The sequence below is a fragment of the Mucilaginibacter gotjawali genome (assembly GCF_002355435.1).
In the GTDB taxonomy this organism is placed as follows: Bacteria; Bacteroidota; Bacteroidia; order Sphingobacteriales; family Sphingobacteriaceae; genus Mucilaginibacter; species Mucilaginibacter gotjawali.
The window spans coordinates 2,401,744-2,417,818 of record NZ_AP017313.1 but is presented as its reverse complement, the minus strand read 5'-3'; the positions used below and the strand labels follow the sequence as shown (position 1 = coordinate 2,417,818).

Sequence of the window (16,075 nt, the reverse complement as noted above, 5' to 3'; positions counted from 1 at the left end):
TAAATTAACCAGGTAAAAAACAGACAAATCATCTCCGGGCAAGCGCTATCTACGCTTCAGCATAAAGATCACTCCATTTCTTTTCCCATATTCCACCCGGAAAGGAAATACCGGCCTGTTGACGCCCGGTGGAACCTCCCCGGTGGTTTGAAGACGGAACCCCACCAATGTTTGCCTGGATGAGGGGTACACCATCAATAATATATAAGGGATCGGAGGCTGATGCAGGGTCAATTGAGTTTCTTCCCCGTATTTCTACTTTTACCGGGACATTGCTATAACCACTTGCGGGGAGTATCAGCACCCCGTGAACGATACCTTTCAAAGCCAACAAGGGGTTTGATACGGGCTGCCGCTCAATATATTTAGCGTTGACCTGGCTGATCTCAACCATGGCAAGGCGTTTGGTATTTGTGACCGTTCCCGAATGAGAGCGCTTGATAATGACACCGGCGCCATTTAGTCTTACGCCCCCGGTTGTATATACAAAACCGTGCGCAATGCCTTTTGAAAAAAAACTATTATCGGGTTGTACATTACCACTAACGTTCGCGTTTTTTTTGGTGGATAATTCTACTGTATTCCCGAACACGGTAAAGTTAATTGAGGTATTATGAAAGAGCTGTTTTAATACGGTTTCCAGATCTGCTTTTTCCGCCTGAACGGAGACCTTTCCGGCTATTTTTAATATATCCTTAGTGTAGACAAAGCGGATCCCTGCCTGTTTTTTGATTTGGGATAAAACAGTTTCAAGCGGCACATTTTTCAAGGACAGCGTTATAGTAGCCGGTTGTGGCTGCTCCTGTACCCCCAACCTCATATGCTGTGCAAGCAGCGAAACAGTCGTGAGCTGACAAATTAAAAACAATAAGAGTCTAAAAATTTTCATATGCATTTTGGTTTTTTAGTTTAAATCAATTAGTTCAGTTAAATTAATCAGGTAAAAAAAGGTAAATCATCTCACGGTAAGCTCTATCTGTGCTTCAGAATAAAGATCACTCCATTTCTTTTCCAATAAAAAGTATATCAAATTCCAGTTGTCAGCCAGCCCGCTTAACCAGGTTACATACCGCCGAGAATCTCCTTCAGTTTGTTTTGCAGCTCCTCGCCGAAAATGTTTTTGGCAACAATATTTCCGTCCGGATCAATCAACAGATTTTGCGGGATAGCCCGCACTCCATACAACACCGCCGCGTCATTGCTCCAGAATTTCAGGTCGGATACGTGGTTCCATTTAAGGCCATCGGCATGGATGGCATTCAGCCAACTGTCCTTTTTTCCCGGCTGATCAAGAGATACGCTTAATATGGTGAATTTCTTTTCCTTAAAGTTGTTATAAGCCTTTACCAGATTGGGGTTTTCATTACGGCATGGGCCGCACCATGATGCCCAAAAATCAAGCAATACGTATTTTCCTCTGAACGATGACAATTTCACCAGCGTTCCGGTAGTGTCCGGCTGGGTAAAATCAGGTGCTATGGCGCCTACCACAACTGCATTTAGCACATCGAGGCGTTGCTGAAAAGCTACTCCGGCTTTGCTTTCACGAAGATTTTTGGAAAGCTTTAAAAATTGAGCCTGCAAATAAGTTGCGTCGGGATATGACTCATTATTAATTCTATCCATCAATAACTGGAAGCCGATATAGGCATCCGGATACTCTGCAATAAACTTTTCTGTCAGTTCTTTTTCCTGCTGGTCAACGGCTTTCTGTTTGTTTTGAAGATACCCGATAAACTGTGGGGAACTTCTTTTTTCGCTGGGAGCCGAATAATATTCTGCCTGTAAAGCTTTAGAGGCGTCAACAGCGGGTTTCAGCAATACTTTAAAGCGCATGTAATCTTCATTCTCTTTTACGCCACTCATGGTAGCTTTTGACAATGAATCGCCGCCCGATATAATCGTAGTGCCCTCCAGCAAAAAAAGCGTCGTCCTGTCAGGATTGACTGCATTAAGGCTTTGCAGCCCGCCTCCTTTATGATCTAATGTTAAGGCTGCGATAACAATACCATCTACCTGGCCGGAAAATTCAAAAACCCCGTCTTTTATAGCTGTAGAATCGGTTATTGCCTTGTTATTTTCAGTGTAAGACAGAAATACTTTTGCAGGCGCATTAACGGCGCCAATGTTGCCCCTGATGATGTATTTTTGCTGGGCAGACAAAAATAAGGGCAAAACAAGTGCCGTAAGAAGGAGTATTCTTTTCATTTTTTAATTTTTAAGCTATAAATACAATCAGGTTAAGAAACCTCGTTTATCGTTTATTCGCGTGCCCCGTTTTAACCGGGTAACGTGTATCAGGGTGTAACGGTTAATTTTTTTCCCTGGATAGTAAAATGAACATTGGCCAATTCCAATACTTTTAACACCTGTGAAAGCCCTGTGTTACGCGGAATTTCACCATCAAATTTTATATCAGGTAAATCACCCTTATATTCAACCTCTATATCATACCACCGCGAGAGCTTGCGCATGATACTTTCAACGCTATCGTCATTAAACTTAAAATAGCCATTTTTCCAGGCAAGGGTTTCTTCAATATTGGCAGCGGATACCGTTAATTTATTATTTTGCACTACACTTTGTTCCCCCGGTTTAAGGATAACCCCGGCTGTTTCCAAAACAGAATGCGCTCCCGGACTGGAGACCCTCACCGCCCCTTCTACCAGGGTTGTTTTTACTGCCGGTTCATCATCATAGGCATTGATATTGAATTTTGTGCCGATATCTTCGATAACCTGCTCTTTAGTAACTACGCGGAATGGCTTGGCGGCATTATGTACTACCTCAAAATAAACCTGGCCGGTAATCTCTACTTTACGTTCATTTCCTGGAAAAGAAACGGGATATTTAATACTGGAGGCGGCATCGAGCATGGCTTTTGTTCCGTCGGGTAATATCACTGTCCATTGTCCGCCCCTGGGTATAGCAATCGTATTATAAGCTAATTGCCCGGTTGTTCCGGTTGGGGCGCTGCCTTCATAGCTTACCGTGCCATCATTTGTTTTTTTGATGATGGTGTTACCTTCTTTGGTTATTGTGCCTTTGCTGGCGTCCGTCAGGCTTATCTTTTTACCGTTCGAAAGCGTTATGATCGCTTTATTTCCTCCCGGAGCAACGTCATTATGCATCTGATTTTGTGCGGTTTGAACAGGTGCAGGTTTGTGCAATAAGAAATACCCCCCAATGGAAAGGAATATTACTATGGAGGCTGCCGCAGCGATTCGCGGCCACAAAGGTATCCGCCGGAAGGTAGTGTGTTCAATAAGCTTTTGCTCAACCTCATCCAGATCTGCACTTAATACTTCTATAGAAGTATCCAGAGGCTGCGGCTCGTAGTTCAGGTACCAGGTTTCAACCCAGGCTTTTTCCTGGTCTGAACATAAACCCTGATCATATCGCTTCAATAATTCTATGAGGTCCTGCTTATTCATATCTTATAAAAACCTTAATTCTTCGGCTTTATACAGATATAGACCCTTAGCAGGCCGGGAGGATGCAGATGACGCTTAAATAAATCTGCAAGTATCTGTAAATAAGGTTATAAAAATTTAAAAAGCAAGGCAAGCCAGGCTAAAAGCCCCAGTTTAACACGAAGTATTTTCAATGCGTTGCTTATCTGTCTTTTAACAGTGGACTCCTCTATTCCCAATTGAAAGGCGATTTCCTTGTGGCTGAGATTTTGTTTTCTGCTTAATAAAAATACTTCACGCATTTTTTCAGGCAGTTCATTAATTTCCTTTTCAATCAATGCCGCCAGGTTGCTTTGCCTTACCTTATGATCGGTAATACAGTTGTCTTCGTTCACAGACGCCACCAGTGAATTGATATAGTCTGATTCCACTTGCTGATGGGCAAATGATTTGATGATGCGGTTGCGGACGGAAGTATACAGGTATCCTGACAAATGCGTTCTCAGTTCCAGGTCATTGCGCCTGTCCCATAGCGTCGTGAAAAGTTCCTGTATAATATCTTTGGCTTGCTCCCTGTCCCTGATCCTTTTCAATGCATGAAGAAATAATACCCACTTATATCGCTGGTATATTTCTGTAAATGCAGCCCTGTCGCCTGTCTTTAACAAGCCGGTCAATTCATGATCAGAAAGTGAGTTATAAGCCACCATAAATAAAACCCTTCATTTAACACCCGGATTTTCAGCACAATAATAATTATTTTTTTAAAAGATATGATATTTCTGTTAAGCTATTATAAACGTCAGTGTATCTTTGTTATTTTTCTGTTAGCAAAAAATGGCCAATTCGCTGCATAAATAGCGGTTTATTAAAGACATTAAGAGAATTAAAATTGAATAATGTCACAATAGTTGCAAAAGCAGGTCGCGCCAGATGAAAAGGGATTATTTTGTTTATGCCTTATAAATCTGCGATTTCTTTTTAATTACCTTTTGAAATAGAAAAAGTTTACAAAGCACTATTCGGAAGTGACGTTCGAATTATTTGATAAAGGCATTAAATCCAGGCTTAAATTAACCCATACCGGCCTGGCAAGTTTTCATCGCGACCGCCATTTCGCCCGGCACCGGTGCGAAGACGGCTGGAAACAGATCCTGGCGCCAAGCTAAAAATCATCTTTTACATGTTATTACATCCAAATAACACTATTTTTTGCCGCGATACTGATGCGGTAATCACAGCGCCACGCGATGTAACAGACACGCTTAGTTCCTTATGCCGTGAAGCCGACCAGCGGTTTGAATTGTTAAAGGACGCGCAAGTGCGCCATATAAAAGAGTACAACGAAAAATTTGCAAAGCGAAAAATCGGTAATCCCGAAAAGCACCGTTACCTGCCCCATATCGTTGTTGTGATTATGAATTTGCTGATTTGCTTAAATCCAAAGAACAACTGATCGCCTCGCTCGCTCAAAGATGCCGTCCAATCGGCATTCACCTGATCATTTCTACCCAAAGACCTTCCGTAAAAACATCACAACCGGCTCCATTAAGGCTAATTTCTCCTCCAGGCTGGCCTTCCGGCTGGTATCCTCAACAGATTCCAGGACAATTCTTGATGTGCAGGGTGCAGACCTGCTTCAGGGACAAGGCCACATGCTCCACTCAAACGGCGTGGAAATAATGCGCCTGCAAGGCGCGCTGTTAACCGGCCGGGAAGTTGAAAGCGTCTGCGACTTTATCGGGCTCCAGCGCGGTTATCCGTCCGCAATGCTGTTGCCGGCCTATGGAAATCATTACACAAGCGCCAAGGAGTTTGACCCGGACAACCTTGACCCGATGTTTGATGAAGCTGCAAGTCTAATCGTTCTGCACCAACAGGGATCAACCTCGCTCATCCGGCATAAAATGAAATTGGGTTACAACCGTTCGGGACACATCATCGATCAATTAGAAAGAGCCGGCATAGTCGGGCCATTCGAAGGCAGCAAAGCCCGCGATGTTTTATTCTCCGACGATTATAGTTTGGAAAGGCATTTGGAGGCGATTCGCAAAAAAGGACCTTAAGAGGCGTTTTTCAATAAATAATAGAGAAGAGGCTGTATCAAAAGTTTATGAACTAAAAAGCAAACGAAATAAAATTTAGACTTAGTGTTCTTAGTGAGTACTTTGTGCCCTTCGTGGTTTGTTTTTTTACCACAAAAGACACGAAGAAAGAACACTATGGCCACAAAAACCTAACGGTTCAAAATATAATTTGCTTACTTTTTACATGGAGAGACTTTTGAGAAAGCCTCTTTTTTATTGATATTAGAAATTGAAATACTAATATTGAACTAAAAAAAGAGCCTGCACCAGTCACTGTTGCAGGCTCTTATAAAATTATAAACTAAAACTAATTAATTCCAGTCGCCTGAAATATCTTTAGCAACAGCACTGTTGGCATTCTTCTCGGCTAAAGGTATTGGGAACAGCACATTTTTATCTTGAAATGGCTGCGTACCGTTTTCAATTTGCATTTCAGCATTTATTGTTTGTTTCGCAATACCCCAACGTATTAAGTCAAAATAACGGCTTTGTTCGCCGGTTAGTTCTAACTGCCTTTCGCGCATCAGGATGGCCATAGCATCAGTTTGCGTCCCCAAAGAAGTATAAAGCGGAGCATTAACGCTTGGCCTGCTGCGCACCTGGTTAATTAAACCCAGTGGCACAGCGCCGGTATTGCCCTGTTGTATATAGCTTTCTGCCAGCATCAACAACACATCTGCGTAGCGTATTACCTGGCCGTTTATACCACTTTGCGGTCCGCCAAAAGATGCCACCTTGTTATAATATTCATATTTAAGCCACTCGTACCCTTTTGAGGCGAAAGGAAAATCCACAGGCCCTGTAGAACATTGCTGGCAATATTGTGTCTGGCCGCCACTTGCCGCATCGCCATAAAACGTGAAAGCTGCGCGGGGATCTATATAATTCGCCGAAGGATTTTGCGGGTTAGGATAGGTGAAAGCTTTAACAGCGGTTGTAGTTATATGTACATTGTTCCAATCATTAAAGCCGTATTCCTGTGCACGGTCTGAGTGCGTTGCCTTTCCGCCCCAGGTTTCCTGGCCACCAAAAACGTAGTACTGGTTACCTATACCCCAATCAGTCCATTTCTGATTCATTACCTGAAAAATGGTTTCCGGATTTTTAGTGCCGTCATCCTGGTTCGGGTCATCAAACAGATCGTTATAAACGGGCGCCAGCGAATAAGTGAAAGGCGCCTGGGTTAATTTAGTAAGTTCGGTTTGTGCTGATGCCCATTTTTTCTCATATAAATATGATTTACCCAAAAGCGCCACTGCAGCGCCTTGCGTAGCACGTCCGTAATTGGCATCACTGTATGTAACAGGAAGGCCTGCCTCAGCATCTTTTAAATCCTGTTCAATAAATGCCCATATGTCAGCGACAGGTGATCTCGGTGCGTTAATATCTGCAGGCGTTGGCAGCGTTATATAGTGGGTGCGGAGTGGTACCCGGCCGTACAAATTAACTAACTGAAAATAAGCGTAAGCCCGCAGGAATTTGCATTCGGCAATATATTGAGTTTGGTCAGTTGCCTCTGTAGGTTTAGAGGGATCGGGCTTCCATACCTGGGCACGATCAATAACTACATTGGCGCGCGCTATTATCTGGTACAATGCTGCCCAAGTTTCTCCCACCTGGTTCTGATCCGGGCCAAAATTATACTGGGCCAATTGCAGCAGATCACCTCCCAGGGGCTGATTGTTTTTGGCATCATAGCCAAGCAAATCAAACGTAAAATACCACTCTCGTGCCCACATCCCGGTATGCAGCAAACCTGCATATGTTGCCACAACGGCCTGGTTTAAGGCAACATCGCTGGTAAAATACGTATCAGAAGTGTACGCACCTTTATTAATCAAACTTAAATCTTTTTTACACCCTATTGAGAGAGCCAACAGCCCGCCCGTCATAAGGAATTTTATATATTTTTTCATAATTATATTTTTAATAAGTGTTACTTAAAATCCTGCTTGTAATCCGAATAAAATAGTACGCGGCTGCGGTAGCTGGCCATGGTCAATATTGCGGTTAAAAATAAGATCGCCACCGTCCGAGCCTATTTCGGGGTCGTACCCTTTATAGCCCGTTATGGTAAATAAATTTTCCGCAGCAATATAGATGCGCAGTTTACTTAACACATTGCCCGAAAACGATTGTAAAGTGGCTTTAGTAAAAGTATAGCCAAGGGTGACGTTACGGGCCTTTAAATAGGCGCCGTTATCTATAAAGAAATTCGATGGCCTTAAGTTACCAGATCCGTTGTCATCCTGCCCTGCTCTTGGCAGAAGAGCATTATCACCCGGTTTTTCCCACCTGTTTAATATAGCGGTTGAGGCATTATGCCCTGTTCCTGCGAACTGCAAAGTGGATCTCAGATCATTTCCTATTTGTACGCCCTGAACACCTGACAATACTACATTAAGATCAAAGTTGTGGTAGGTAGCGCCTATGTTAATGCCATACATAAACTTAGGAATTGGACTGCCCAAAAATTTCTGGTCTTTTGAATCAACGGTTCCATCACCGTTCAGATCCTTAAATATAAAGTCGCCCGGTTTCAATCCAGCCTGGTAAACGGCATTCGTATTGCCGGTTTTCTGCTGTGCTATTACATTTAATGCATCAATTTCAGCCTGGTCTTTGGCAACATGTTCAACCATATAGCCATAATATGCCCCTATAGGAGTACCCGGCTTGGTTAATGTCTCAGCAACACCCGTTCCGCCTACTATTGGCGTTGGCGATTGGGTACCTAAGGATATTGTTTTATTTGTGTTAAAAGCGCCGTTAACACTTACGTTATAGCTAAAATCTTTTGATACCGGAGAATGGTAACCTAACTGAAATTCAAAACCTTTGTTTTGTGCATCAGCCGCGTTAACTGTCTGGCTGCTGCCGCCCGTATTTATCCCTATACCTAAACTTGGCGGTACAGGTATTTGAACTAATAACCCTGAGCTTTTTCTATTGTAGTAATCGGCATTAAGTGTTATCCGGTTGTTGAGAAAACCCAGGTCGATGCCTGCATCGGTTTGGTCTGTTGTTTCCCAGTGTAATAACCCGTTTCCGATGGTAGTAAGTGTTGTGCCACTATTAAATTGCTCATTCCTGCCGAAAGAATACACCAGGTTTCCCGCAGTCGATCCATTAAAGGTATACACATCGCTCGCGGTAAGAGAGATTCTGTTGTTACCGGTACGTCCCCATCCTACGCGAAGTTTACCATCACTGACAAATGGAAGGGCTGCTTTAATGAAATCTTCCTGACTGAAGCGCCATGCGAAGCCCCCTCCCGGAAAATTACCGTAACGGCTTGCCGGAGGAAAGTTGGAAGATCCATCGCGCCTTAAACTGGCTGAAAGAATATACTTATCGTCGTAAGAATAAATCAAACGCCCGTAATAAGATTGTTCAATACCAGTTCCATTGGCATAACCTGAAGAACTGGCGGCGGTGATAGTTGTGGCAACGGATATGTCCTTTACCTGATCGTTTAGCATACCGGTACCTGCCAGACTAACAAACCTGCTGCTACCCGGATCAATGTAACTTGTACCAGCGGTTAGCGAAATATTATGTTTACCAAAGGTACGGTTATAGGAAAAATAATTGTCGATGTTGTAATTATAGTAGTTGTTAAAACTACGGTTTGCTTGCCGGTCGAAAAACAGTTTATTGGAAATTACGTAGGGTATATTATACGAATCACTCACACTGCTGCCATATTGCATTGACGCTTGTGACCTGAAGGTTAAACCCTCGATAATTTTTACTTCGCCAAATACCTGCGGAAATAATACCAGTTCATGGCTGCTTTGTGTTTTCACGCCTAAGTCCACTAATGGATTTACAGCATTGCTGTCATCATCAATATTGGTAAGGATGGAGTAACCGCCCTGAATTGAAGAATCAAAAATGGGTTGATAAGGCGCATATTGAAGCGCGTTACCTAAGCTTACTGCCTCGCCCTCAGTTTTGGTGTACCTCAAATTAAAGGTTTGCCCGAACCGAAAACGGCCTAATTTTTCTTCTAACGTAAACCTGTTAGTAAACCTTTTAAGCTGATAATCCTTAACGGTTGCTTGCTGGGTTACATATCCTGCCGACATATTATAGGTAACCTTGTCGCCGCCGCCGCTAATTGTTAAATCATTTTGAGTTGATAAAGCTGTTTTAAAAATTTGGTCTTGCCAGTCGTTTCTGTCAACCAAAGCAAACGGCGTGGTAAGTTTTACCGGTGTAGGGTTATTGTTGGTAACATCAATATCAGTAAGGAGCTTAACATAATCGGCAGCTTTTAACAGATCGAGTTTTTTCGGTATCCTTGAAAAACCAACCTGCGATGTAAATGCTATTTGAGTGGCGCCTGCTTTAGCCTTTTTTGTTGTAATAATAACAACGCCGTTAGCACCGGCAACACCATATATTGCTGTAGAAGCTGCGTCTTTTAATATGGTAATATTGTCAATATCCTGCGGGCTGATCTGATTGAACAAGCCTTCACTACCCTGTATGCCATCAATAACATACAGCGGGCTAACATCAGTGAAAGAACCTACACCACGTACAATAATTTGAGCGCCTGCGCCCGGTACGCCACTTGTTTGCACTACCTGTACGCCGGGTGCCTTGCCTATCAGTAATTGCGCAGGGCTTAATGATGTATTTGCTCCTGCATCTTTGGCGTTTACCACATCAACGGCGCCTACCAGGTCTTTCCTGCGGGCACTACCGTATCCTATTACTACAACCTCGTTCAGGCTGTTAGTACTTTTCGCTAAAGTTACGTCAACGGCGCCTGAAGCCGGAACGGCAATCTCTTTTTGATCGTAACCAATAAAAGAGAAAACCAATGTACTTCCCTGAGCAGCATTGATGGAATAGAGCCCGTCTATATTGGTACTCGTGGCATCCGTTGTGCCTTTTACTTTAATGGTTACGCCTGGCAGGGGGAGTCCATCATCCGAGCCCAACACCTTGCCGGTAATTTTTCTCATTTGCGAATAGCCCGGTAGACTTATCACCAGAAGTGATAAGGTCATCCCGGCAAAAATGAGGAATTGTGTTAGTAGTTTTCTTTTCATGAATTTAAAATTTAAGTAACATAATTGGTTGATTATTTATTAATGGATATTAAGGATAAGCATAGAGGAACTATTTGTTGGCCTTGCTCTTGCAATCGATTGCGAAACATCGCGGACAAATACCTTATCACTGTTCAGTAGTAAATTTTTTAACATATCATTAAAAACTTTAAATACAGTTAGCGTCTGCTAAATCAAAAAAATAAATTAATTGGTGGTTCAATTGATAATTGGTGGAACATTATTCTAAAGCAGTATTTTAAACTTACCGCACTGAAGCCTTATTCCGAATGTGAAACTATGGTAACTAAAAAAAAGCGAGGGGGTATAAATGAATAAAAATAGGGCACCAAATGTGTAAAAAACAGCAGGAATGTATGAATAAGGCGGTTATATTCGGATCAAACAATTTAATTAACGTCAGCTTTACATGTTTTTTTATTCCGGCTCCGCCGTTTCGCCTCACCTATACAGCGAAGCCCTCGCTCATCTTCCCCAAAGGAGAGAGAGAAATTCGATTCCAAAGTGGTTAAATTCCGGCTTTTTAAGCACGCTCTCCTTTGGAGGGAGGGGTTAGTTGAGGCGAATACCGGGCCGGTTCAGGTTCATTGGACGGGCACGAAAATTTCTTTATAATTCGGAAAATACTATAATAAGATAACTATCAGCACATTACGGTATAAACCATATTAAGTCATCGCAAAATCACGGGAAATCCCGTCTTTATGTTTTGCCACCTGCCTGTTCCTGCGGATAATTCCAAAGCCGGGCTTTATTTATGGCCGTCAAATTCCACTCGTTTAGTAAACGCGTGCTGGTTACGGAAAATGACAATTTCTGCAGAGGCCCCGATAACCGACATCCTCGCTTTCTGCAAATCCCTCAGGCTGTTGGTTGGTACACCGTTCAGCGATAGGATTACATCATTTGCCTGAAAAAAAGCACTGGCTTGGCCCGGCAGTATTGATTTCACCAAAACACCCCGGATATCATCCATTCCTGTTGCAGATCGTTCTCCCAGGGTGGTCAGTTTTTTTACTTTTGCGCCCATAAAATCAATTGTTTCACTTTCGGCTACCTGGGCTGGCGCTGTAACCATCGGGAAATTCACTTTCTTTGCCCGGGCCTTTAACTGCGGGGAAACGACTCCAAAACTATCCAGTTCAATGTTTTTGAAGCCGACAGAAAATGCAATAGCGCCGGGTTTAAGCCGAAAATCTCCCTCAGCGGGGTTTTCGAAAACCTGCGGCATGGATACTGAATGCATATCAGTTCCCCTTGCCTGTGCTTCGGATAAGGAGGCAGCATCGGGAAATACGTTGTAGTCAACTTCTTTCCCCCATACGGAAATCCCTATCGGCAGATATCCCGCACCTACGATGTTGTGCCTGAAGATGTCATTGCTGTTTTTAAACCACACGTGAGGGTGAAAAGTATTATTCACCATGATATTGTTTTCAACAACACGGTTCACTCCTTCCCTTAGCTTAATACCGCCGTTTAAACAAAGGTTATTGCTGATGATGTAATTGCTTGACCCATCATCCAGGTCAATATCCCAGCCATGGTCGCAACGAAACCTGTTGTTGCGCAAAATGATTGGCCGGGTTACGTCCAGCAGGGCCAAATCAGGATATTCCGCCACAATGGAATCCATTATCTTTTTATCGGGATGCCAGTAACGATCACGCCCCCAGGAGTTGAATGATCCATGGTCGCCGGTTTCCTTAACGGTATTAAAAACATCGTTATACTCAATAACATGACCGCCCCATGTCCCTTCGCTGACATTGATGCCTGCGCGGGGAACATCATAGATGGTATTGTGGCTGACGGTGATATCCTGGCACATGGAGAGCTCTACGCCTGCTGATTGTTTTTCTACCAGCCCCAGGTTAAACATCAGGTTGTCGTAAATGCGGCAGTCTTTCGGATAATTATTTGTTTTGGGCCCCGGCGTCCGGTCCATTTGCGCTATCGGCACAAACTGGTTATATTCAAAACTCGGCGAACGGGCAGCGCCGGGATCGCCGACGAAACAAATTCCGCTTGCCCCCACTTCCGAAATCTGACATCCAGACACCCCGCAATTGCGGTTATATTTACTGAAAAATACAGCATTGCCCCCAACATTAATCACGGTACAATTTACCAGTTTGCAATTTACCGCTCCTTCGCAGGTCACGGCGCCGCCCCGGTAAATGGTCCAGTCGCTTCGCAGCAAAGGCTCCATATTCTGCATAAAAGTCCTCGCAGTTTGCGTTAAAACCAGGCCGGATATAGTAATATTCCTGACCGGCGCTGTTTCCCCGCCGCGAAACTCGAAGAGGCTGGCAGGTTGCGGCGACTCAAATGTAGCGGTGCGCAGGTTAAGGCCGGCAGGTGGAAAATAATACAACGTTTTGGCCTGCTTATCAAAGTACCATTCGTTCACTGTATCGAGCTCTTCAAAAACATTCTCCACAAAGCGGTATTTTTCACTCATACCCATGCGGCGGTTGTTTTGCCACCCTCCTTCCAGCACAGGTTCGCCTTTATCGTTTTTACCGGTGATCCTGTAATGGACGTCACCCCATTGGGAGGGATGCAAAGCGTGTATGTACCCGCCCTCCGGCGATTTCCAGCGGGCAACGCGCTCCGGCGATAGCACATCTTCTGCAGTACCATTCAAATAATGGGCTGCAGGATGATAATTTGGATAACGTGCCATATGCTGCAGCTGCCCATTGACGAACAGTTCGTCAAACTGAACATTTTGTTCTACCCTGGCTTTCCAAATACCATCTTTATAAGGCGCCCACTTTAGGTGAAGAACCGCCCCGCCGCTGATAATTACCTTTTGCTTGTTGTAGCTGGTGATCGTTAGCGTGCTGCCATTTTGCCTTGAATCCCGGCTGGTAAAAACAACGGGCTTGTTTAAGCGGTATATTCCCTCCATCAGGTACAGGTTAATTTTGCCGCTATGGGTACGCGCCTCTGTTACCGCCCTTGAAATAGAATGAAAAGGTTTTGCTCCGGTACCCGGATTGGTATCCTTCCCAAGGGTTGAGATGAAAAAGTTTGTCTGCGAAAACGATCGCACCGGGAAAAACAGGCCGACCGCAATCACCAGGAATATTTTAAGTTTACTCATAAATCTATCATAAAAAATTCGCCCGAAAACAGAAAAAGTGCTGACAAGATTCTGTCAGTGACAAAATCTTGTCAGTAGCTAAGTCATTAATTATCAGAGATTTTGCACTTTGTTACAGGGTGTGCACGTGTTGCGCAACGCAACAAAACTCCACCCCTGCTCCTTAAATTCCATTGGAACAGGTTGTAAGAACAAAATGCTGTTATTCTGTAATTATATCTACTTCTGCATAGCCGGTCTCATCGTTGTTCTCGGTGTTTTTTACCGCCCTTAGTTTGATATACCGGGCTTTTTTTGCGGCAAACTTTACGGTTTGCCATAAAGGGTTGTTTTTAATATTAGGAAATTCGCCCTTACTCGCAAGGGTCCAGTCTGCATTATTTTCTGAAACATAGAATTCGTAGCCGGCAATAATACCGGGGCCCCACTGGCCCTGGTCAGGCAGATACCTGAAGCCGGACAGGCTTTCTTCTTTTCCCAGGTCGATCACCAAATCAACCGGCATTTTTTTGTCTTTGCCCTGGTGCCATACGGTAGTGGGATCGCCGTCCAAAACTGCATTGGCCTTTTCATCCTCAATGCCAACTATTTTCCAGTCCTTTCTTGAAATATCAAATTTCTCGTGTGTTTCCGGACTGCTTTTTTGGGTAGAAGGATCGTAAACGATGGCGCGAATCTCTGGTTTTCCCTCCGACAGGAAGGGGCCGTTATACTTTTTCGACGCAGAGGTGGGCATGCTGCCGTCTGTGGTGTAGTAAATTGCCGATTCCTTATCAACCGGCGTTATGGTTATTATCCCTGCCTGGTTCCGGGTAACCGCGGGGGCGGCAAGTATTTGCGGTGCGTAATAAACACCGGCGTTGGAAATAACCAGGCATGCCTTGGCATCCGTAATATGCAGCCGCACCCTGGTAGCCTTTACCGTGGGGAAGCTTACTATACGCTTATAGCCGATAGTTGTTCCTTTTGCCAGTTCCTGCCATTGGCCGTTCACCAACGCTTCAATACTAAACGCTTTTACACGCTGTCCTAATTGAATGTATTCCTGCGCCAAAAAGCGGTTAAATCGGGTTGGTTTACCCAAATCAATGGTAAGCGAAGCCGCCTTAACGCCGTCATCCGTGGCCCAGTAGGTATTATTATTATCATCAGTGGCGTTGCCGGCGCTAAAAGCTTTGCTTCCCGCACGCACATTGGAGGCTGTCGCCGGCTTGTTTTGGGCCAGGTTTACCGAGAATGCAGCTTTTACGGCTTTGCCAAAAGCCAATGCATTTTTTTCATCTGTCGGATGGATCAGCCCGTTAGGCATAATGGGGAAATTGAGCAGCAAACTACCGTTATGGCCGATGGAATTGTAATAGAGATCCATCAGTTGCGGCAAGGACTTTACTTTCTTGTCTTCGCTGGGGTGGTAAAACCATTCAGGCCTGATTGAGGTATTTACTTCTGCGGGCACCCATGCATTGCCGTCCTCAACACCAAAATGCAACATATTGTAGGGTACGTCGCCGGTGGAATTCAGCAGGCTCCAATTTGTCTCGCCAACAGATCCGCCTTCAGTTCCCACCCACCTGAGGTCAGCACGTTCTCCCCCGTCATTCCAGATCACAATATGAGGCTGCAGTTTGCGCACAAGTTTATAGGTATTGGCCCAATCATAATATGTTTTACGATCAATTATACGGGTTTCATTGGCCCCGCCATAATAGCCAGAGCCGCCGTTGGCGCCGTCAAACCAGATCTCGAAAATAGGGCCGTAGTTGGTAAGTAGCTCAGTAAGCTGGTTGCGGAAATAGGTAATGTATTCCGGCTTGCCATAGTCAGCCCGGTTTCTGTCCCAGGGTGACAGGTAGATACCCAGCTTCAAGCCATATTCTTTGCAGGCATCTGCCATCTCCCTCACTACATCTCCTTTGCCGTTTTTCCAGGGGGCATTTTTCACCGAGTAATCTGTGTATTTGGAAGGCCAGAGGCAGAAACCGCAATGGTGCTTGGCGGTAATAATAATTCCCTTCATCCCTGCATTTTTACAGATACGCGCCCATTGGCGGCAATCCAAAGCGGTTGGGTTGAAGAGGTTAATATCTTCGTTACCGAATCCCCAGGATTGGTCAGTATAAGTGTTCAAAGAAAAATGCACAAAGGCATAGTATTCCATTTCCTGCCATCTCATTTGATTTTCAGAAGGGACAGGTCCGAATGGGGCAGGCGCATTTTTTTGCGCACGGCTGCTATAACAACAAAGGAAGAAAACGGCCGTAAATAAACAGGCTTTGACAATTTTAGGAGTTTTCAATTTTTTACTTTTTAATTTTGATACTGGCTTTTTCTGAGCCTTGAGCGCTTCAGAATGTAAGATCGTCTTTTATCCTGAAG

General features: G+C 44.2%; 10 protein-coding genes and 1 pseudogene. 3 read left to right on the top strand and 8 right to left on the bottom strand.

Annotated features, from left to right (window positions below):
- Positions 1-49: 49 nt before the first annotated feature.
- The 4 genes from MgSA37_RS10860 to MgSA37_RS10845 form a co-directional block, all read right to left on the bottom strand.
- Positions 50-889, bottom strand: coding sequence for a DUF4974 domain-containing protein (locus MgSA37_RS10860; protein WP_157750532.1), 840 nt, complete (start codon positions 887-889; stop codon positions 50-52).
- A 173-nt stretch (positions 890-1,062) separates the two neighbouring features.
- Entirely contained in the window at positions 1,063-2,208 is a 1,146-nt protein-coding gene (locus MgSA37_RS10855) for a TlpA disulfide reductase family protein (protein ID WP_096351867.1), read from the bottom strand.
- A gap of 89 nt (positions 2,209-2,297) precedes the next feature.
- Entirely contained in the window at positions 2,298-3,434 is a 1,137-nt protein-coding gene (locus MgSA37_RS10850; protein WP_096351865.1) for a FecR family protein, read from the bottom strand.
- A 107-nt stretch (positions 3,435-3,541) separates the two neighbouring features.
- Positions 3,542-4,123: an RNA polymerase sigma factor gene (locus MgSA37_RS10845; RefSeq protein ID WP_096351864.1), complete on the bottom strand. Its 582-nt coding sequence runs from the start codon at positions 4,121-4,123 to the stop codon at positions 3,542-3,544.
- A gap of 315 nt (positions 4,124-4,438) precedes the next feature.
- On the opposite strand from MgSA37_RS10845, the pseudogene MgSA37_RS28205 reads away from it, so the two are divergent.
- From MgSA37_RS28205 to MgSA37_RS10840, 3 genes and pseudogenes are all read left to right on the top strand, one after another.
- Positions 4,439-4,582 (top strand): annotated as a pseudogene (locus tag MgSA37_RS28205) (SRPBCC family protein); the annotation flags it as partial.
- A 14-nt stretch (positions 4,583-4,596) separates the two neighbouring features.
- Positions 4,597-4,869 carry an FtsK/SpoIIIE domain-containing protein gene (locus MgSA37_RS29085; protein ID WP_232010839.1) on the top strand — a complete coding sequence of 91 codons (273 nt, stop codon included), beginning with the start codon at positions 4,597-4,599 and terminating at the stop codon, positions 4,867-4,869.
- Between the two features lie 19 nt (positions 4,870-4,888).
- Positions 4,889-5,479 carry a DNA translocase FtsK gene (locus MgSA37_RS10840; protein WP_232010838.1) on the top strand — a complete coding sequence of 197 codons (591 nt, stop codon included), beginning with the start codon at positions 4,889-4,891 and terminating at the stop codon, positions 5,477-5,479.
- Between the two features lie 332 nt (positions 5,480-5,811).
- Here the strand turns inward: MgSA37_RS10840 and MgSA37_RS10835 are convergent, their stop codons facing one another.
- The 4 genes from MgSA37_RS10835 to MgSA37_RS10820 form a co-directional block, all read right to left on the bottom strand.
- Positions 5,812-7,416: a RagB/SusD family nutrient uptake outer membrane protein gene (locus tag MgSA37_RS10835; RefSeq protein ID WP_096351862.1), complete on the bottom strand. Its 1,605-nt coding sequence runs from the start codon at positions 7,414-7,416 to the stop codon at positions 5,812-5,814.
- A 24-nt stretch (positions 7,417-7,440) separates the two neighbouring features.
- Positions 7,441-10,566 carry a SusC/RagA family TonB-linked outer membrane protein gene (locus tag MgSA37_RS10830; protein WP_096351860.1) on the bottom strand — a complete coding sequence of 1,042 codons (3,126 nt, stop codon included), beginning with the start codon at positions 10,564-10,566 and terminating at the stop codon, positions 7,441-7,443.
- A 772-nt stretch (positions 10,567-11,338) separates the two neighbouring features.
- A complete protein-coding gene (locus MgSA37_RS10825; protein WP_096351859.1) occupies positions 11,339-13,699 on the bottom strand; it encodes a PDZ domain-containing protein in 2,361 nt (786 codons plus the stop codon).
- A gap of 202 nt (positions 13,700-13,901) precedes the next feature.
- A complete protein-coding gene (locus MgSA37_RS10820) occupies positions 13,902-15,872 on the bottom strand; it encodes an alpha-L-fucosidase (RefSeq protein WP_172885313.1) in 1,971 nt (656 codons plus the stop codon).
- Between the last annotated feature and the right edge of the window lie 203 nt (positions 15,873-16,075).